Source organism: Allokutzneria sp. NRRL B-24872 (assembly GCF_002155965.1).
GTDB lineage: Bacteria > Actinomycetota > Actinomycetes > Mycobacteriales > Pseudonocardiaceae > Allokutzneria.
The window spans coordinates 1-17809 of record NZ_MUMH01000172.1 but is presented as its reverse complement, the minus strand read 5'-3'; the positions used below and the strand labels follow the sequence as shown (position 1 = coordinate 17809).

Sequence of the window (17809 nt, the reverse complement as noted above, 5' to 3'; positions counted from 1 at the left end):
TCCGGTACGAAACGGGAGCTTCCAGCCGCACCAGCACACGATCAGGTGCACGGGACGGGCGCCCCCAACCGACGTGGGGTTGGGGGCGCCTGAAGGACGGTGCGCTCCGACGATGAACTAGCGGGCGGGGAGCCAGGTGGTGGTGAAGGGGCCCCAGTTCCCCGCGGCGTCCTTGGCGCGGACGTAGGCGAGGCGCTTGGCCAGGTCGGTGGTGGGGACGACGCCGCCGATCTCCACGGTGGGACCCGTGCCGCGGACGTCGAGCGCCTGCGGGGTGCCACCGGCCCACGGAGCCTTGTCGAGGTAGATCTCCGCCGCCGCGATGTTCTGCGCTGCGGGGCGACCCACGCCGGCGCGGCCGTAGGCGTCGTCGTCGGCCTTCGCGGTGAAGGACGCGAACTGACCGCGAGCGCGCGCGACGGTGATGCCGGAGACGGTGGGTCCCTGCGCGGAGACGTAGGGCTGAGCGGCCACCTTCGCGGCGTAGAACAGCGCGCCCTCGTTCTCCCGCCAGAAGCGGTCCTGGCAGGTGTACGCCGGGTGGAAGCCGGAGCACTCGCCGGACGGCGGACCGATCTCGTAGGTGAAGGACGCGATGCCGAGCTTGTCGTAGGCCCAGTCGTCGGTGGTGCCCGACGCGTCGTACAGGACCTCGCCGGGCTGACCCGCGTCGTAGCCGTTGTAGTGGTTCATCCGGAACGCCATGGAGCGCAGGCCGGAATCGTTGGGCGCCTTGACGTTCCCGTCGTAGCCCCACGGGAAGAGCACCAGGTTCGAGTACGTGTGCAGGGTGATCATCGCGCCGCGCGTGGTCACCGGGGCGGGATCGGTCGGCGCCGGGCCGCGCTGGTCCTGGAAGAGCTTGGCGAACAGCGTCGCGAGCTGCGAGACCTCGGGCTCGGAAGCCGCCTTCGGGCCCTTGTAGACCTGGTTGCAGGTGCCGGTGGAGGTGCCGGCCTTGCCCCAGTTGGAGTCCCAGTTGCGGTTCAGGTCGATGCCGAACTGCGAGCCGGAGTTCCCCCGGCAGGGCTCAGCACCGTTGGTGTTGTTGACGTTCTTGCGCTGCCACGAGTTGCTTGCCGCACCCGTCTCGCCCTTGAGGCCGGACTCCACCCACTGGATGCCGTCCGGATTCACCTGCGGCACAACCCAGATCTCAGTTCCGTCGAGCACCGAGGTCACGTCGGCGTCGTCGGCGTAGCCGTCGACCAGCTTCGTGATGTAGCGCCACGCCATCTCGCTCGTGGTCAGCTCGCGCGCGTGGATCTGCGCCATCAGCAGGAAACGCGGCTTCGCGGAGTTCGGGTCGGTCTTGCACCCGTTCGCCGCGTTCGCCGTGATGCACAAGGCTTCCAGGCTGTTCCCGGCCCCGGGGTCCTGCGCCTTCTTCCACGAGTCGCCGTACTCGACGCGCCGCACCAGCGACGGGTAGGCCGCCGCGACGTCACGGGTGAAGGAGTGGAAGCCCTCCACGGTGCGGTATCCGCCGTAGTGCGTCGGATAGTCCTTGTCCGCCAACAACTTCGGCTTCGGGTAAGCCGCGGCGGCCACCACCGGCGCTGGACCGGGCGCGCTGCGCACGACGGCGGCGCCCTCGGCGGCCAGTTCTCCCCTCGTCCGCTCCGTGCCGAGCACCTGGACCTCGCCGCCCTTGCGGGAGACGACGTCGAAGCCCTTGTCGGCGAGCCGCTTCGCGAGCGCGGCGACGTCCTGACCGGGCGCGGTGACGTCGAAGACCTGGGGTTGCTCGGCGCCAGGGGCCGCGGTGGCGACCGGCGCGAGGGTGGCCACCGTCAGCGCCGCCGCGGTGGCGGCGAGTGCGCCGCGGAGCCGACCTGAGCGTCTTGGCATGGAGGGAGTCCTTCCGTCGATGGCGACGAAAAGATCCTGTTGGCCGCGCGGGAAGGCCGACAATCCGCCAGACGGCCCACGCCGTCCACACGTGGGCGCCAGTGGCCGCGCGCACCAGAGGGTGAGTTAGGAATTTTCCTTGATTTGCCCAGGCGTGTCATTCGGTTACCGACTTGCGCCCACCGGGCCGCACCCGAACGGAAGATCCACAGGTGGGGAGCCGGGCGGGGTCGTGGGACGCCCTATCGGCCGATCTTGTTCCCTCGTGCTTGCGCCCGTGCGGCGGAGCGGTATTACTTCAGAGTGCGGCCGGTGGGGCCCACAGGAGTCGGCCGCAGTGCACGGCGTGTTGAAAGGGCTGAAGCGACATGGCAAGCGTCGAGCAGGTTCGAGCGGGGATCAGCCTGGCCACCGAGAAGGCGAACGAGAGCATCGCCGCACTCCAGCAGGCCGCGTCGGCCATCGAGGAGGCGCAGACCGCGTTCGTCGCGGCGTCCGAGGGCAGCGCCCAGGACGACGCCGAGAAGATCCAGGGCATGTTCACGCAGATGCTGGAGGACCTCAACAACGTCCAGAACGGCGTGACCCAGGCGATCTCGACCGCCGAGGACTACGCGAACCGGCTGTAGCAGCGTGTCGGTCGCCGAACTGCGGGCCGCGTTCGAGGTGGCGCACCAGCACCTCGGCGCGGCCGTGCACCACGCGCGCACCGCGTCGGACCGGCTGTCCGAGGCCGCCGAGGAGTTCGCCGACCTCTCCAGGGACCACCAGCGCTCGCTGGTCCCGCCCGAACTGGCCAGGGCGGAGGAACTCCTGGAGCGGTTGCTCGGCACACTGTCAGAGGGCGCGGAGGCGATCGGTGTTTTCGCGGCCTCCCTGTGAGGAACCCGTGCCCGGAGCGTTGATAACTTGATCATGGGTACACCGACAACGCCGTTGGGGTGAGCGTTGAACAAGCGGACCGAACGCCGCAAGAAGATCGAGCACGCGTTCGAGGAGTTCCGCGAGACCGTGGGCCTTGCCCTCGGCGCGGCTGCCCGGGACCACTCGCGGGCGGCGGTGGCCCATGCCCGCAGCATGTTCGAGCTGTGGCTGCGGCAGACCGGTGTGACCACGGCGGTCGACGACCCCGCCTTCCGCCGCTGCCTGGAGAACCCGCTGCTCAAGCCGGTTGTCGAGCACGCGCTGGAGGAGCACCAGGGCATCTTCACCGGCTGGACCGGCCAGGGCCCGCTCGAACTGCACCGCCTGATGGCCGAGGCCGCGCCCGGACCGGCCGGCGAGCCGTGGCAGACCTGGCTCGGCCAGGCGGGCCAGCGCGACGGCAACGGTGACGTGCCGGGGCTGTGGCGGGTCGGCTCGGCGGTGATCGACCGGGCGCCGGAGCGCGAGGAGTTCCCGGCCGCCGTCCCGCTGCTCGACGAGTCGCACCTGTCGTTCAGCTCCACCCCGGAGACGCGCGCGCAGATCGAGGGCACCGTCGAAGCGCTGCTGCTGCGGCTGATCAGCTACTTCCAGCCGGGGGCCGTGCAGCTGCACGTCTGGGACGTCGCCCAGCTCACCGGCGCGCTGCCCGGCCTCTACCCGCTGGCCAGGGCGGGCCTGCTGACCGTGCACGACCCCGCGCGGCTGCACGAGCTGCTGGACGAGTTCGCCGAGCACATCCGCCGCATCCACACCAGCGTCCTGGTGGACGGCAGGCCCTCGCTGCGCGCGGTCGCCGAGGCCACGGGCAGGCGCACCGAGCCGTGGCGCGTCGCCGTGCTCTTCGGCAACCGCACGGCGCTGGAGGAGCAGCTCCAGCAGAAGCTGCAACGCATCGCCCGCAACGGCCTGGCCTGCGGCATCCAGCTGATCCTGGTCGACCTGCCGATCACCGTGAACTCGCCGCTGGAGACGATCCGGGTGGGCAAGGACGGCGTCGTGCGCGGCACGATGACCGGCCCGCACGCGTCGGTGACGCTCGACCCGCAGCTGCCCCGCGAGCAGGTCACCAAGGCCTGCGGCGCGATCTCGGAGTCCTTGCTGGAGCGCAGGAGCCGGGTCTGCACCTTCGACGACCTGCTGCCCGAGGCGCGCTGGAGCTCGGCGTCCTCCTCCGGGCTGGAGGCGCCGATCGGCTACCACGACGGCGAACCCGTCTCGATGATCATCGGCGACGCCTCGCCGCACGTGCTCGTCGGCGGGCCGAGCGGTTCCGGCAAGACGAACTTCCTCTACGCGATGCTCGGCGCGCTGGTGTCGCGCTACTCCCCGGACGAGCTGGAGCTGTACCTGCTCGACTTCAAGGAGGGCGTGTCCTTCGCGCAGTTCACCCCCGGCCGCAAGGACCCGAGCTGGCTGCCGCACGCGCGGCTGGTCGGCGTGAACGTCAACGCCGACCGCGAGTTCGGCCTGGCGCTGCTGAAGTTCCTCGCCGACGAGATGCGGCGGCGGGCGGACGCGGCCAAGCACCACGAGGTCACCAAGCTGGAGGAACTGCGCGCCGAGGACCCCGCCGGTCGCTGGCCCAGGATCGTCGCGGTGATCGACGAGTTCCAGTACCTCTTCGCCGAGCGCGACGCGGTCACCAGCCGTGCGGTCGGGCTGCTGGAGGACGTGGCGCGGCGCGGCCGGTCGCAGGGCATCCACCTGGTGCTCTCCAGCCAGGACGTCTCCGGCATCGAGGCGTTCTGGGGCAAGCCCGCGATCTTCGAGCAGTTCGTGCTGCGGGTGGCGCTGCCCAAGGCGCGGCGGGTGCTCGCCGAGACCAACCTGGCCGCCATGGAGGTGCCGCGCAGGCACGCGGTGATCAACCACGATTCCGGTGTGCGGCACGGCAACGAGATCGCCCGCGTGCCCGACGCGACGAGCAAGGGCACCTTCGACGCGCTCCAGCTCGACCTGTGGCAGCGGCGCGCGGAGAGCCTGGCGGAGCCGCTGCTCTTCGACGGCGAAAAAGTGCCCCGTCTGTCCACTGTGGACGACTTCACAGCGCTGCGCCCGGGAGCCGGTGTGCCCACCGCGCTGCTCGGCCAGGTCATCGACGTCAGCGGCAGCGCGGCCAAGGTCCGCATGGTCCGCTCCCCGGGGCGCAACGTCGCGGCGATCGGCTCCGTGCTCCGCGACGCGACCGGAGTGCTCGGCGCGGCGGCGCTTTCCCTTTCGCGGCAACATGCTCCGGGCGAGGCTGACTTCACGGTCGCTTACCTGACCGAGGACGCTTCGGCGAGCGCGCGGTCACTGGCTGAGGAGCTGACGGCCGCAGGCCACGGCGTCGACGTGATCGACCTCGACGGCATCCGCGCCAAGCTCGACGGCCTCGCCGAAGGGCTGAACGCGCGCTTGTCCGGCACCGGGACCGAGGCTCCGCGCCCGCACTACGTGCTGCTCTACGCGATCGACGCGGCGTATCCGTTGCTGGAGAACAAGAATCCGGCCACCCGCCAGTCCGGCTTGGACACGATGAAGTTCGTGCTCAAGCACGGGCCGGAGTTCGGCACGCACGTCATCGGTTGGTGGCGCAGCGCGCAACGGCTCAAGAGCTCGCTGATCGGCGGGGCGCTCGACGACATCGGCAGCTGGGTGGCGCTCGACGTGCACGGGCAGGAGCTGTCCAGCCTGGCCGCCGGGCAGATCATCAGCTGGGCGCCGCGACCGAGGCGCGGGCTGTTCTTCGACCGCTTCGAGCACGCCAAGCCCGAAGTCGTGATCCCCTTCGACATCGGCATCGACCCCAGCGGAGGTGAGCTGTGAGCGAGGGACTCTCCGCAAGCCAGCGGTACCGCGAGATCACCGGCCGGGTGGACGAGGCCGTGCAGCGCACGCGGGCCCGCGACAAGGAACGCGCGCGTCAGCTGGAGCTGGAGGTGGAGAGCAACGGCGAACGCCTCGCCCGCGCCGCCGACCGCGAACGCCTCGTGCGGATGAGCGTGGAAACCCAGTGGGAGACCGCCGTCGAGGCGCTCTGGGACGAGCGGTGGCTGTCCATCAAGCCGCTGCCCAAGCCCGCCGCGTCCGTGCCCGCCGCCGACCAGAACCACTTCGACGGCGAGGTCGAGCGCACCCGCCAGGCCCTCGAAGAGGTGCTCGCCAAGCGAACCCTCCTCCGTCCACGCAAGCGCGACTAGCCTCGATCACCCCTCCCACCAGCTAAACTAACCCCATGCATCCCACCGCCCCGCTCGCCCCAACGCGCGCCGGGGTGGTCTGAACCTTCCCGTTTCGTACTCCTAACGGTATTTGGGAGCGCTCTCTTTCCCGAGTTGAGTACGAAACGGTTATTGGCGTGCGCGAGGCGTTGAGGGGTGGGGTGTTCGGGGCGGCGTCAGCGGATGACGGGGCGGCGCTGCCAGACCGTCCACAGGGGACGGTATCCCTGGCGGTACCAGAACGGCGTGGAGAACTCGTTGGTCAGGATGTGCTCCATCAGCGTCACCGGAGCGCCCTCGGCGTCGATCCTGGAGTGCACCTCCGCGACCAGGGCGCTGGCGATGCCGCCGGAACGCGCCTCCGGCAGGACGAAGAGCTTGCTCAGGTAGGCGGTCGGCGTGGCGGTGACCATCCCCTGCGCCCAGCTCGCGCGCTCGCCCGTGTCGGCCTCGACGAACCCGACCACGGAACCTCCGCGCGAAGCCACGAGGACGATCCCCTCGGCCACCGCCTCACGCATCTCTTCGGCGAGCACGTCGCGGGCGTTCGGGCGCTCAGTGACCAGGCCGTAGCGCGCGTCGTGGCTGTGCAGCGACACGGAGAACTCGATGAGCACGGGAAGGTCAGCCTCAACCGCGGGCCGGATCTCGTGCGCGGCCGAAACGGCGGGGATCGGACGCCCAGCGGGCCGGACCGCGATCACGGAGGCGGGCGCGAAGCCGTGGAACACCAGCTCGCGCACCGCGAGGCTGTCCCGGCTCGGCCAGTTCACGATCGCAGCCGAATCTCGGTCCCCCGGCACACACGACTCCGCGAGGTGCTTGTCCCACTCGTCGAGCAGCGCGCCGAGTTCTTCCGGCGAACCGGTGCGGAGCCGCGCTCGCAGCACGTTCCGATGGGTTGCCGCCCACAGCGCGACCTCGGGGCTGCTGACCTCCGCCGAGAAGAAGCCGACCGCGCCGGGCACGTCGATCCGTGACACGTCCGAGGGCGGCGTGGTCACGGGGAACAGGGGATCGAGCGCGGCCAGGCGCTCGTAGTGGCCCTGAACGACGTCTTCCATCAACGCACCGCCGGTCGTCGCTGCCACGTCGTCCACAGTGGACGGTATCCGTGGCGATACCAAAAGGGGGTCGAGAACTCGTTGTGCAGCACGTGCTCCAGCAACGTGGCCGAGACACCGCGCTCGTCGAGCTTCGCGTGCACGTCGGTGACGAGCGCACCGCCGACGCCGGAGGCGCGCACATCGGGCCGGACGAAGAGCTTGGCGATGTAGGCGGCGGGAGAAGCGGAGGTCATCCCCTTCATCCACGCGGCGCGCTCGCCCACCATCGCTTCGACGAGGCCGATCACCTCACCGTCCTGCTCCGCGACCATGGTCAGGCCGTCACCGGCTTCCACCGCCTCACGCACGCTCGTTTCGAGCAGTTCGCGGGCGTAGGGCCGATCGGTGACCATGCCGTACTGCGCGGCGTGACTGTGCAGCTCGACGGAGAGTTCAGTGAGCGCGGGGATGTCCGAAGGCTCAGCCGGGCGGATCTTGTTCCCCGGCCGCGCCGGCGGCGAGGAGCGACCCGCCGGGCGCACAGCGATGACCGTCGCGGTCGCGAAGCCTCGGAACACCAATTCCCGCAAGGCAACGCTGTCCCGGCTGGCCAGCCGGACGACGGCGGACTCATCGCGGTCGCCGGGCGTGCACGACGCCGCGAGCCGCTTCTCCCACTCGTCGAGCAGGCCGCCCAGTTCGGCGTCGCTGCCGGTGGCGAGCCGCAAACGAAGCGTGTGCGTGCGCGCCGCGCCCCAGATCGCGGTGGTCGGCTCGCTGACATCGCTGAAGCTGTAGCCCACCGCGCCCGGAGCTTCGACCGGGTCGTCCCCGACAAGGCGCGCGCCTGCGGGCAGCAGCGGGTCGAGCGCTGCCAGCCGGGCGAAATGGCTGAGCGCGACGGCATCGTCGGTCATGCGGCCTTCCTACCTCCGCATGCCGACCTTGTCGTCCGAATTAAGCGTAGAGTTCACCGTTCGCGGCCACGAGAACACCCGCTCGGACGACGAGGGTCCGCACGTCGCGGTCCATCACGGCCGCCGCCACCGAGTCGCCGGGCACCACGACGAGATCGGCGGAATCGCCCTCGATCATGCGGTGGCGGTCGACGCCGAGCGCGTGCGCTCCGCCCCGGCTGGCGATGTCCACGCACATCTCGATCTCGTCGTCAGCGCGGAAACCGTTGCGGTAGGCCAACTGCCACGCGCGGTCGAGCATGTCGGCGTTGCCGTAGGGCGACCAGTAGTCGCGGATGCCGTCCTGGCCGAGCCCGATGCGCACCCCGGCTCGGCGCAGTCGGCGCAGCGGCAACGGGTTCGCCCGGCCGCTGGCCACGGTGGTGACCGCGATGTCGTTGGAAGCCAACAGGTCGATCAGCGCCACCTGACGATCGGAGTCCACAGTGGACAGCGCGAGCGCGTGGCTGATCGTCACCTGGCCCGCCATGCCGAGCGCGGCGGTGCGCTCGCAGATCAGCTCGATCTCGAAGGCGCCCAGCTCCCCGGCGTCGTGCAGGTGCACGTCCACCCCGCGCTGGTGCCGCTCGGCGAGCCCGAAGACGATGTCGAGGTGGCGCACGGGATCGCGGTCGTGGCCTGCGGGGTCGATGCCGCCGACCAGATCGGCGCCCGCGCGCAGCGCCTGGTCGAGCAGGTCCTCCGTGCCGGGGTCGCGCAGGATTCCGCACTGCGGGAACGCGACGACCTGCACGGCGGCGCGCGCGGAGTGCGCTTCCTTCGCCGCGAGCACGCCTTCGAGCCGTTCCAGGCCGGAGTCGGTGTCGACCTGCGCGTGGCTGCGAACGAGCGTGGCGCCCGCGGCGATGGTGCGGCCGAGGGTGTGGGTGGCGCGCTCAGCGACGCTCTTCTCCGCCGAGCGCCAGTGCGCGCGGTCGTTGTCGATCAGCCCGGCGAGGCCCGGTCCCGCGGTGTGCTCGCGGAAGGGCAGCCCGAGCCGGGTGGAGTCGAGGTGCGCGTGCGCGTCGGCGAAGGCGGGCAGCAGCACGCCGCCGCGCCCGTCCACGACGGCGACACCGTCCGGGGCGGGGATGCCGGGCTGGATGGCGGCGATGGAGCCGCCCTGGCAGAGGACGTCCGTCTCGGGGCCGCCAGCGGTGTGGGGCCAGGGGCGCACCGAACGGATCAGGAGATCACCGGTCACCCAGGCCACACTATCCCGCTACACCCGACAAGGCAGCATCCCCGTACGTGTACCTCTTCGACGTCCACGTGCCGCTCACGTGGTGGACCGGCCTCGGGCTCGTGCTCGGCGGCGCGGCGAGCCTGCTGTTCTGGCGCCCGCTCGCCGCGCGGACCGGCTGGCACCCCGGCTGGACGCTGGTGTCGTTGTTGCTGGTCAGCTCGACGCTGGCGCTGACGTTCGGCCCCGGCGCGGAGCTGCGTCCGCCCACGCTGGCGCAGTGCCTGCCGACGCGCGGGAGCAAGCTGCTGCGCTCGCTCGCCCAGCTCGCGGGGGACCTGGAGAACTCGCTGAACCTCATCGTGCTCGTGCCCGTGGTGATCGCGGTCGTGCTGGCCACCCGGCGCACCGGGCACGGCGTGTGGCTGGCCATCCTGCTGCCGGGCGTCATCGAAGTGGTGCAGACCCAGATACCCGGACGCGTGTGCTCGACCGCCGACTACTTCGCGAACGCGCTCGGCGGGGTGATCGCCGCCGTGGTCACGGGCGCGGTTTTGCGTCGCCGACGAGCTTTCCCGGGTTGAGCACGCCGGTCGGGTCGAGCCGCTGCTTCACCGCGCGCAGCACTTCGAGCCCGAGGTCGCCGATCTCCGCGCCGAGCCACGGCGCGTGGTCGACGCCGACCGCGTGGTGGTGGCTGATCGTGCCGCTGTGTCGGACGATCGCCTCGCACGCCGCGACCTTCGCCCGCTGCCACTGCCCGAGCGGGTCCTCGGTGGAGCGCGGGGTCAGCGTGGTGAAGTACAGCGAGGCCCCGGTCTCGTACGCGTGCGAGATGTGGCACATCACGACTGGGCTCTTGCCCTGTGCGCCAAGGGAATCGATCAGCGCTCCGCGCACGGCCGTGCGCAGCGCGGTCAGGTCGGCCCACGTCGCCGCCGTCTCCAGCGTCTCGACGCACACGCCCGCGTCCAGCAGCACGTCGCGCTGCCGGGGCCCGTTGAACCGCCCCTTGCGCCAGGTCTCGCCCAGCGCGCGCCCGAGCGAGACCGGCCGGAAGCGCTTGAGCTTGCTGAGCGCCGCCGCGCGCCGCGTCGCGAGTTCTCTCGGGGAGCCGGATTCCCAGCCCAACACGAGCATGCACGGCTCGGCGACGCCGCGAGCGCGCAGATAAGCCTTGAGCGCTTTGACCTTCCAGCCACCGGAGAGCTCGAATGAGACCTCGGTTTCGTCCACATCGGACAGTCGCGTGACGTCGGCGAGCGCCCTTCCCTGAGCCAGCGCGCGTACCGCGTCGGCCGCGCGCTCCCACCCATCGAGCACGAAGCCCTCGTAGTGCTTGACGCGCGGAGCGGGCCGGACGCGCAGAGTCAGCTCGGTGACCACGCCGAACAGCCCTTCACTGCCGAACACCAGGCGCTTCAGATCTGGTCCGGCCGCCGACGCGGGCACACCGCCGAGCCGCATTTCTCCTTGCGGCGTGGCCATTCGCACTCCGACGACCATCTCTTCGAAGCGCCCGTAGCCCGCTGACGCCTGCCCCGACGAGCGCGTCACCGCGAAGCCGCCGAGCGTGGCGCGCTCGAAGGACTGCGGGAAGTGGCCGAGCGTGAAGCCGTGCGCGGCGAGCAGGCGCTCCGCGTCCGGCGCACGAACTCCAGCACGGAACACGGCGGTGCGCGAGATCGGATCGACTGAGACCAGCTGGTCGAGGCGAACCAGGTCGAGCGAGATCACCGCGCTCTTGTTGCCGCGCAAAGCGTTCACGCCACCGACCACGGACGTGCCGCCGCCGAAGGGGACCACGGCCACATCGTGCTCGACGCAGACTTCGAGCACGCGCTGCATCTGCTCTGGATCGGCGGGCAGCACCACGGCGTCCGGAACGTCCAGCTCCCCGGCTCCACGGCGGCGCATCAAGTCCACATAGGACAGTCCGCCCGCACGCCCGAGCCGGGCATCGCGGTCCACCAGCACCTGCGCTTCGCCGACGGCCTCCGCCAACGCCGCGCGCGCGTCCGCCCCGAGCTGCGAGTCCCCGACCGCGAGAACCGAGCCGGGCGCCTCGGGGGTGATCGCGGTGCCCAGGCCGGTGCGCGTGCGCAACCACCGCAGCGCGTGCGGCGGCAGGTGCGCTTCGGCGGAGGTCCAGCTGCCGCGAAGGGTGTGGTCGATGCGCTGGTTCACAGCTAGAGTGTGACACATGGCTGCCGAATGTCACACCCCGTCGTTGACCAGCGGGGCGCCAGTCAGCGAGCCGGGAGCGCAGCAGCGGAGCCCGGTGAACCGCGTGCACGACGACACCGTGCTCGACGCGGCGCGCGACTGCGTGCTGGCACTGGGCGTGCGCCGCACCACGCTGAGCGAGGTGGCCCGGCGGGCCGGGGTCAGCCGGATGACCCTCTATCGCCGCTTCCCCGACGTGAACTCCCTCCTGGCCGCCCTCATGACCAGGGAGTTCGGCACCCTCCTGGCCGAAGTCGCGGTCCCTGACGCACTAAACGACCCGTTCAGGGCTTTAGACCCCGGCCACACGCGGGGGCGGTTGGTGGGGTGCGTGGTGCAGGGGGTGCGGGGGCTCAGCGCGAGTCCGCTGCTGCGGAGCGTCCTGGAAGTGGACCCGCAGCTGCTCATCCCCTACGTCTTCGAGCGGTTGGGCAGCACGCAGCGGATCGCGGAGCAGTTCCTGCACGAGCAGGTCCTCGCCGGGCACGCGGACGGCTCGATCCGCCGCGGTGGCACGAACGCACAGGTCAGGATGCTGCTGCTGATCGCGCAGACGGTCGTGCTCTCACTCCGCCCGGCGACCTCGGACGTCGACGAGGACGCGCTGTTCGCGGAGCTGGCGCACACCCTCGACGCCGCGCTGACCCCGGAGGCGAAGTCGTGACAGCCACTCCGCTGCCCGCGGGCTCGTTGCGGGCGACCTCGCTCAACGCCGGGCGGCGCGCGACCGAACTGGAAGCGCTCGCGGGCGGCCAGGTCGTGGATGTGCTCGTGATCGGCGGCGGCGTGACCGGGGCCGGAGTCGCGTTGGACGCGGCCTCGCGCGGGCTCTCCGTGGCGCTGGTCGAGGCGCGCGATCTGGCGTTCGGCACATCGCGCTGGTCGAGCAAGCTGGTGCACGGCGGCCTCCGCTACCTCGCGCGCGGCGATGTGGCACTCGCCCACGAAAGCGCCGTCGAGCGCGGACTCCTGATGACGCGCACGGCTCCGCACCTCGTCCGAGCCCTCCCCCAGCTCATCCCGCTGCACGCCAAGACCCGTTCCGGGCAAGGGATTTCCCGTAGCTCGGAGGCTGTGCTGTTCGCCGGGCTGCACGCCGGTGACGCGCTGCGCAGAGCCGCCCGCACCCCGACCGCCGTGCTGCCAGGGCCGAGGCGCGTGCCGGTCGCGGAGACGCTGGCGCTCGCCCCGGGACTGCGCCGAGCCGGGTTGCGCGGCGGGCTGCTGTCCTTCGACGGCCAGCTCATCGACGACGCGCGCCTCGTCGTCACGCTGGCCAGAACGGCTGCGGGGTTCGGCGCGCGCATCCTGACCAGGGTCCGCGCGCTCAAGGTCGGCGGCGACGGCGCGGAGGTCCGCGACGAGCTGACCGGAGCGTCCTTCGACATCCGCGCGAAGTCGGTGATCAACGCGGCCGGGGTCTGGGCGGGCGAGGTCGTCGACGGCGTCCGGCTGCGGCCGTCGCGCGGTTCGCACCTCGTGCTCTCCGGCGCGGACCTTGGCATCACGCAGACCGCGCTGACCGTGCCGGTTCCCGGCGAGCGCAACCGCTACGCGCTGGTGCTGCCGCAGGCGGGCGGACGCGTGTACCTCGGGCTGACGGACGAGCCGGTCGACCTCCCCGTGCCCGATGTGCCGGAGGTGCCGGAGTCCGATGTGGACTTCCTGCTCGGCGTCGCGTCCACCGTGCTGGAGCGACCGATCGGCCGTGAGCAGGTCATCGGCTCCTACGCGGGACTGCGGCCGTTGCTCGACTCCGCCAACGGCAAGACCGCCGATCTCTCGCGCAAGCACGCGGTGCTGCGCTCGCGCGAGGGTGTGATCACGATCGTCGGCGGCAAGCTGACGACCTACCGGCGGATGGCCTCGGATGCGGTGGACGCCCTTGTGCGGCAACGGAATCTTCAGTGCGGGGAGTCGCGGACCGATCGCGTCCCGTTGGTCGGCTCAGCCCCGCAGAGCTATCTGTCCATTGTGGATGCTCCGAGATCACTCGTCGTCCGCTACGGCGCGGAGGCACCCCGCGTCAGCGCGCTCAGCGAGTTCGACGCGGAGCTGTCCGAAGAGGTCGCCGAGGGCGTCACCGCCGCCGAGGTGGTGTGGGCGGTGCGGCACGAGGGCGCGCTCAACGCCGACGACGTGCTCGACCGGCGCACGCGCGTCGGCCTGGTCCCGGTCGAGCGCGCGAAGGCCGCCGAGCGCGTGGAATCCCTGGTACGACGGGCTTTGGAGGGCGTCTAGCTCAGCACTTCGGCGACGAAGCGGTGCGCGTTCAGCTCCAGCCGGGCGATGCGGTCCTCGACGGTCAGCGTCTCGCTCGGCTGCGGCACCTCGGGCTTGAGCTTGCGCCGCACGTAGAGGCAGCACGAGAGGTCGCGGCACAGGTAGGTGCCCAGCGTGTTGCCCGCCTTGCCCGCGGCACCCGCGCGCCGTGCGGAGAACAGCGCCACGTCGGTCGCGCCGTGCACGGTCGCGCAGAAGGCGCACATCGACGACCGCAGCCTGCTCTTCGGCGGCGTGGTCGCGCGCAGGGACAGCCCGACCGGCGTACCGTCGTGCCAGAGCACCAGATAGGCCCTGCCGGGGGCTTTGGGGTCGCGCCAGCCGAGGAACTCCAGATCAGCCCACTGGATCGTCTCCACCCTGGCGGGCAGCGTCACGCCCTTCGCCTCACCCTTGGAGCAGTTCACGAATGACGAGCGGATGTCGTCCTGGCTGAGCGGGTCCACGAGGCGAAGGTAGGCCGGTGCGCCGGAGACGGCCACCGGTTATCTGTGAACTCGGCCGCGTTGCCCGCGATCTTTTGTGCTGGCGGCCGCAAGGTTGACAGACTCGGAGCAGGTCGTCGCCCACCGGAGGGAGAACACCGTGTCTGACGCGGTGCTGGAGATCGATCGGGTCTCCAAGAGCTACGGCACCGTCGTGGCCCTGCAGGACATGAGCTTCTCGGTCCGAGCGGGCGAGATGTTCGGATTCGTCGGCAGCAACGGAGCGGGCAAGACCACCACGATGCGGATCGCGCTCGGGGTGCTCTCGGCCGACTCCGGGGAGATCCGCTGGAACGGCGAGCCGATCACCTTTGAGACCAGGCGGCACATCGGCTACATGCCGGAGGAGCGCGGCCTCTACCCGAAGATGAAGGTCGTCGAGCAGCTGGTCTACCTCTCCGAGCTGCACGGGATGAGCACCGCCGCCGCGCGCAAGGCCGCCGACGAGTGGACCGAGCGACTCGGGCTGACCGCGCGGCGCAACGAGGAGGTGCAGAAGCTCTCCCTCGGCAACCAGCAGCGCGTCCAGCTCGCCGCGGCGCTGGCGCACGACCCCGAGGTGCTGGTGCTCGACGAGCCGTTCTCCGGCCTCGACCCGGTCGCGGTGGACGTGATGAGCCAGGTGCTGCGCGACAAGTGCGACTCCGGGGTGCCCGTGGTGTTCTCCAGCCACCAGCTGGACCTCGTTGAGCGTCTGTGCGACCGCGTCGGGATCGTCCGAAGTGGACAAATGGTGGCGAACGGGACGGTCGAGGAGCTGCGCTCCAGCGGGGCCGCGCGCATCGAGGTGCACGCGCCGCTGGCGAGCTACGGTTGGGCGAGCGAGCTGCCCGGCGTGACGCTGGTCAGCCACGTCGACGGCCGCACCGTCCTGGAGCTGGGCGAGGGCGCCGACGACCAGCAGGTCCTGCGCGCCGCGCTCGACACCGGTCCGGTGCACGAGTTCGCCAGGCTCCGGCCCTCCCTCACCGAACTGTTCCGCAACGTGGTCACCGAGGAGCGCGCGGCATGAGCAAGAGTTCCGTCTCCGTCTCGCGCGGCGTCTGGCTGGTCGCCAAGCGCGAGCTGAACACCCGCGTGCGCTCCAAGGCGTTCGTCATCGGCACGGCCGCGATCATCGTGGTCATCGCCGCCTACATCGGCGTGATGTTCTTCGTCGGCCAGAGCATGTCGCAGACCACCGTCGGCATGACCGGCCAGGCGAGCGTTCTCGCGGAGCCGCTGAAGACCTCGGCGAAGGCGCTCGGCGAGGACGTCTCGGTCACCACCGTCCCCGACGTGGCCACCGGCGAGCGCCAGGTCGCCGCGGGCGAGATCGATGTCCTGGTCAGCGGTGCCACCGACAAGCTCCAGGTGCTGGTGAAGAAGGACCTCGGCAACCAGGTGCGCGCCGCGCTGGACGGGCTCGTGCGGCAGCAGGCGCTGGACGCTGAGCTGGCCGAGGCCGGACTCGACCCCAACGCGGTGCGGTCCACCGTCGCCGGGGCGAAGTTCGAGGTCCGCACGATCGAGCCCGACGACCCCGAGCGCGGCGAACGGCTCGGCGTCGCGATGGGCGTGACCTTCCTGCTCTACGGCTCGCTGCTGATGTTCGGCATGGCGGTCGCGCAGGGCGTCGTCGAGGAGAAGTCCAGCCGCGTGATCGAACTGCTGCTGTCGGCGGTGCGGCCGTGGCAGTTGCTCGCGGGCAAGGTGCTCGGCATCGGCCTGGTCGGCTTGCTGCAGATGGGAATCGTGGCCGGGGTGGGGCTCACCGCGGCCATCCAGCTCGGCGTGCTCACGCTGCCGCAGGGCGCGGTGCTGGTCACCGTGCTGTCGACGCTGGTCTGGTACTTCCTCGGCTTCTTCCTCTACGCGGTGCTGTTCGCGACGGCCGGGTCGTTGGTGTCGCGCCAGGAGGACATCAACTCCGTCGTCCAGCCGCTAATGTTCTCCGCGATCATCCCGTTCGTGCTGACCTTCATCACGATCCCGCGCGATCCGGAGAGCAAGCTGCTGGAGGTGCTGTCGTTCATCCCGCCGTTCTCACCGATCGTGATGCCCGCCCGCGCCGCGCTCGGCGTCGCCCCGGCGTGGCAGGTGATCGTGTCGGCCGTCCTCGCCGCAGCGGCGCTGGCTGGGCTGATCTGGTTGGCGGGCCGCGTGTTCGGCAACGCCGTGCTGCGCACTGGCAGCCGCGTCAAGCTCCGCGAAGCCTTCCGCGCCAGCTGAGTTCCCTGTGCGGGGCGCCGTTCTGGCGCCCCGCACTGCTATCTGCCCTTGACGACGTCGTAGCGGCGCAGCGCTTCGAGGCGTTCTTCGGCGTGGTCGACGATCGGCGCGGGGTAGTCCTTCGGCCTGCCTCCGGCGAGCTTCCACGGCTGGTGCACGGCTTTCCCTTGCACACCACGGAGTTCCGGCACGTACTTGCGGACGTAGTCGCCGTTGGGGTCGAACTTCTCGCCCTGGGTGATCGGGTTGAACACGCGGAAGTACGGCGAGGCGTCGGTCCCGCTGCCCGCCGTCCACTGCCACCCGTGCTGGTTGGACGCGAGATCCCCGTCCACCAGGTGCCGCATGAAGTGCGATGCTCCGCGCCGCCACCAGATGTGCAGGTCCTTGGCCAGGAAGCTCGCCACGATCATGCGCACGCGGTTGTGCATCCACCCCTCGGCGAGCAGCTGCCGCATGCCCGCGTCCACGATGGGAAAGCCGGTCTCCCCGGCGCACCACGCGTCGAACAGCTCGTCGGCCTTCTCGCCGCTGTCGTAGGGCAGGGCGTCGAACTTGCGGTCGTAGTTCTCCCGCGCGGTCTCCGGGCGGTGCCAGAGCACGTCGGCGTAGAAGTCCCGGAACGCCAGCTCCCGCCGGTACGCCTCGTCCTCGGCGCCGAGGTCCGCGAGCAGCGTGCGCGGGTGCACGCACCCCCAGCGCAGGTATGGCGAAATCCGGCTCGTACCAGGGAGATCCGGGCGGTCGCGGTGCTCGGCGTAGTCCTCGCGCACCTCGCGGAACTTCCGCCAAGCCTTGCGCGCAGCGGCTTCTCCCGCCGCGGGCAACGACATCCCGCCCAGGTCCTCGTCATCCGGAATACTGTCCTTTGTGGACGGTTCAATCCAGTCCACAGTGGACTTCGAGGTGGTCGCGGGGCCGCGCCACCCGTGCTCCGTCCAGGCGCGGTAGAACGGCGTGAACACCTTGAACGGCGTGCCGTCGCCCTTCACCACGCGGCCGGGGGTGATCGCGTACGGCGAGCCCGTTCGCACGAACTCCACGTCGATCGCCTTCTCCACCAAGGCATCCCGCTCGCGCCCGTAGGGTCCGGCGTCCGCCGAGACGTGCACGCTGCCCGCCTCGTACTCCCGCACCACGCGCGGCACCACCTCCGCCGGGTCGCCGTGCAGCACGAGCAGCCGCCCGTCCAACCGCTCGTCCAGATCGCGCAGGCAGCGGTACAGGAAGGTCCGCCGAGGGGCTCCGGAGACCTCCACCAGCTTCGGGTCCAGCACGAAGAGCGCCAGCACGCGATCAGCCGCGCGCCCCGCCTCAGCCAGAGCCGGGTGGTCCCCCAACCGCAGGTCCCTTCGGAACCACAAGATCGACGTACTCATCAGGGAACCGTACCCACCCGCACTCCGCCCCACTCCACCTTCACTCCCCCGCCACCTCC

17 protein-coding genes are annotated in these 17809 nt (G+C 70.8%); 10 read left to right on the top strand and 7 right to left on the bottom strand.

Going from position 1 to position 17809, the window contains the following annotated elements:
- On the top strand, positions 1-116 hold a 116-nt coding region (locus CCN37_RS42470; RefSeq protein WP_143261932.1), incomplete at its 5' end, for a phage DNA packaging protein J.
- A gap of 1 nt (position 117) precedes the next feature.
- Here the strand turns inward: CCN37_RS42470 and CCN37_RS33565 are convergent.
- Positions 118-1851 carry a M14 family zinc carboxypeptidase gene (locus CCN37_RS33565; protein WP_086828751.1) on the bottom strand — a complete coding sequence of 578 codons (1734 nt, stop codon included), beginning with the start codon at positions 1849-1851 and terminating at the stop codon, positions 118-120.
- A 368-nt stretch (positions 1852-2219) separates the two neighbouring features.
- Here CCN37_RS33565 and CCN37_RS33560 point away from each other — a divergent pair, with 368 nt between their 5' ends.
- The 4 genes from CCN37_RS33560 (at position 2220) to CCN37_RS33545 (ending at position 5960) form a co-directional block, all read left to right on the top strand.
- On the top strand, positions 2220-2480 hold the full coding sequence (locus tag CCN37_RS33560) for a hypothetical protein (RefSeq protein ID WP_086828749.1): 261 nt from the start codon (positions 2220-2222) through the stop codon (positions 2478-2480).
- Between the two features lie 4 nt (positions 2481-2484).
- Positions 2485-2733, top strand: coding sequence for a hypothetical protein (locus tag CCN37_RS33555; RefSeq protein WP_086828747.1), 249 nt, complete (start codon positions 2485-2487; stop codon positions 2731-2733).
- A gap of 66 nt (positions 2734-2799) precedes the next feature.
- Positions 2800-5586, top strand: a complete 2787-nt coding sequence (locus CCN37_RS33550; RefSeq protein ID WP_086828745.1) for an FtsK/SpoIIIE domain-containing protein — start codon at positions 2800-2802, stop codon at positions 5584-5586.
- Positions 5583-5960 carry a hypothetical protein gene (locus CCN37_RS33545; RefSeq protein WP_086828743.1) on the top strand — a complete coding sequence of 126 codons (378 nt, stop codon included), beginning with the start codon at positions 5583-5585 and terminating at the stop codon, positions 5958-5960. The genes CCN37_RS33550 and CCN37_RS33545 overlap by 4 nt, the downstream gene beginning before the upstream one ends.
- A gap of 197 nt (positions 5961-6157) precedes the next feature.
- On the opposite strand, the gene CCN37_RS33540 is transcribed toward CCN37_RS33545, so the two are convergent.
- Genes CCN37_RS33540 through CCN37_RS33530 form a run of 3 tightly spaced genes read right to left on the bottom strand, consistent with a single transcriptional unit; the run spans position 6158 to position 9187 of the window.
- A complete protein-coding gene (locus CCN37_RS33540) occupies positions 6158-7072 on the bottom strand; it encodes a GNAT family N-acetyltransferase (RefSeq protein WP_143261931.1) in 915 nt (304 codons plus the stop codon).
- Entirely contained in the window at positions 7045-7944 is a 900-nt protein-coding gene (locus CCN37_RS33535) for a GNAT family N-acetyltransferase (RefSeq protein WP_086828739.1), read from the bottom strand. The genes CCN37_RS33540 and CCN37_RS33535 overlap by 28 nt, the downstream gene beginning before the upstream one ends.
- 40 nt (positions 7945-7984) lie before the next feature.
- Positions 7985-9187 carry an amidohydrolase gene (locus CCN37_RS33530; RefSeq protein ID WP_086828759.1) on the bottom strand — a complete coding sequence of 401 codons (1203 nt, stop codon included), beginning with the start codon at positions 9185-9187 and terminating at the stop codon, positions 7985-7987.
- Between the two features lie 47 nt (positions 9188-9234).
- Between CCN37_RS33530 and CCN37_RS33525 the strand changes: the two genes are divergently transcribed.
- Positions 9235-9750, top strand: coding sequence for a VanZ family protein (locus CCN37_RS33525; protein WP_086828737.1), 516 nt, complete (start codon positions 9235-9237; stop codon positions 9748-9750).
- On the opposite strand, the gene CCN37_RS33520 is transcribed toward CCN37_RS33525, so the two are convergent.
- Positions 9707-11353, bottom strand: a complete 1647-nt coding sequence (locus CCN37_RS33520; RefSeq protein ID WP_086828735.1) for an FAD-binding oxidoreductase — start codon at positions 11351-11353, stop codon at positions 9707-9709. The two genes, CCN37_RS33525 and CCN37_RS33520, sit on opposite strands and share 44 nt — an antisense overlap.
- A 16-nt stretch (positions 11354-11369) precedes the next feature.
- Between CCN37_RS33520 and CCN37_RS33515 the strand changes: the two genes are divergently transcribed.
- Together CCN37_RS33515 and CCN37_RS33510 are read left to right on the top strand one after the other, a co-directional pair.
- The gene (locus CCN37_RS33515; protein WP_086828733.1) at positions 11370-12056 is read left to right on the top strand and encodes a TetR/AcrR family transcriptional regulator; all 687 of its coding nucleotides are present in this window, start codon (positions 11370-11372) and stop codon (positions 12054-12056) included.
- A gap of 26 nt (positions 12057-12082) precedes the next feature.
- On the top strand, positions 12083-13633 hold the full coding sequence (locus CCN37_RS33510) for a glycerol-3-phosphate dehydrogenase/oxidase (protein ID WP_086828757.1): 1551 nt from the start codon (positions 12083-12085) through the stop codon (positions 13631-13633).
- On the opposite strand, the gene CCN37_RS33505 is transcribed toward CCN37_RS33510, so the two are convergent.
- Positions 13630-14121 (bottom strand): FBP domain-containing protein, encoded by a 492-nt coding sequence (locus CCN37_RS33505; RefSeq protein ID WP_086828755.1) that lies wholly within the window; start codon positions 14119-14121, stop codon positions 13630-13632. The two genes, CCN37_RS33510 and CCN37_RS33505, sit on opposite strands and share 4 nt — an antisense overlap.
- 139 nt (positions 14122-14260) lie before the next feature.
- On the opposite strand from CCN37_RS33505, the gene CCN37_RS33500 reads away from it, so the two are divergent.
- Together CCN37_RS33500 and CCN37_RS33495 are read left to right on the top strand one after the other, a co-directional pair.
- Positions 14261-15172 (top strand): ABC transporter ATP-binding protein, encoded by a 912-nt coding sequence (locus CCN37_RS33500; RefSeq protein WP_246843467.1) that lies wholly within the window; start codon positions 14261-14263, stop codon positions 15170-15172.
- Positions 15169-16371: an ABC transporter permease gene (locus CCN37_RS33495; RefSeq protein ID WP_086828731.1), complete on the top strand. Its 1203-nt coding sequence runs from the start codon at positions 15169-15171 to the stop codon at positions 16369-16371. The genes CCN37_RS33500 and CCN37_RS33495 overlap by 4 nt, the downstream gene beginning before the upstream one ends.
- 38 nt (positions 16372-16409) lie before the next feature.
- Here the strand turns inward: CCN37_RS33495 and CCN37_RS33490 are convergent, their stop codons facing one another.
- Positions 16410-17750: a deoxyribodipyrimidine photo-lyase gene (locus CCN37_RS33490; RefSeq protein ID WP_086828729.1), complete on the bottom strand. Its 1341-nt coding sequence runs from the start codon at positions 17748-17750 to the stop codon at positions 16410-16412.
- Positions 17751-17809 lie beyond the last annotated feature (59 nt).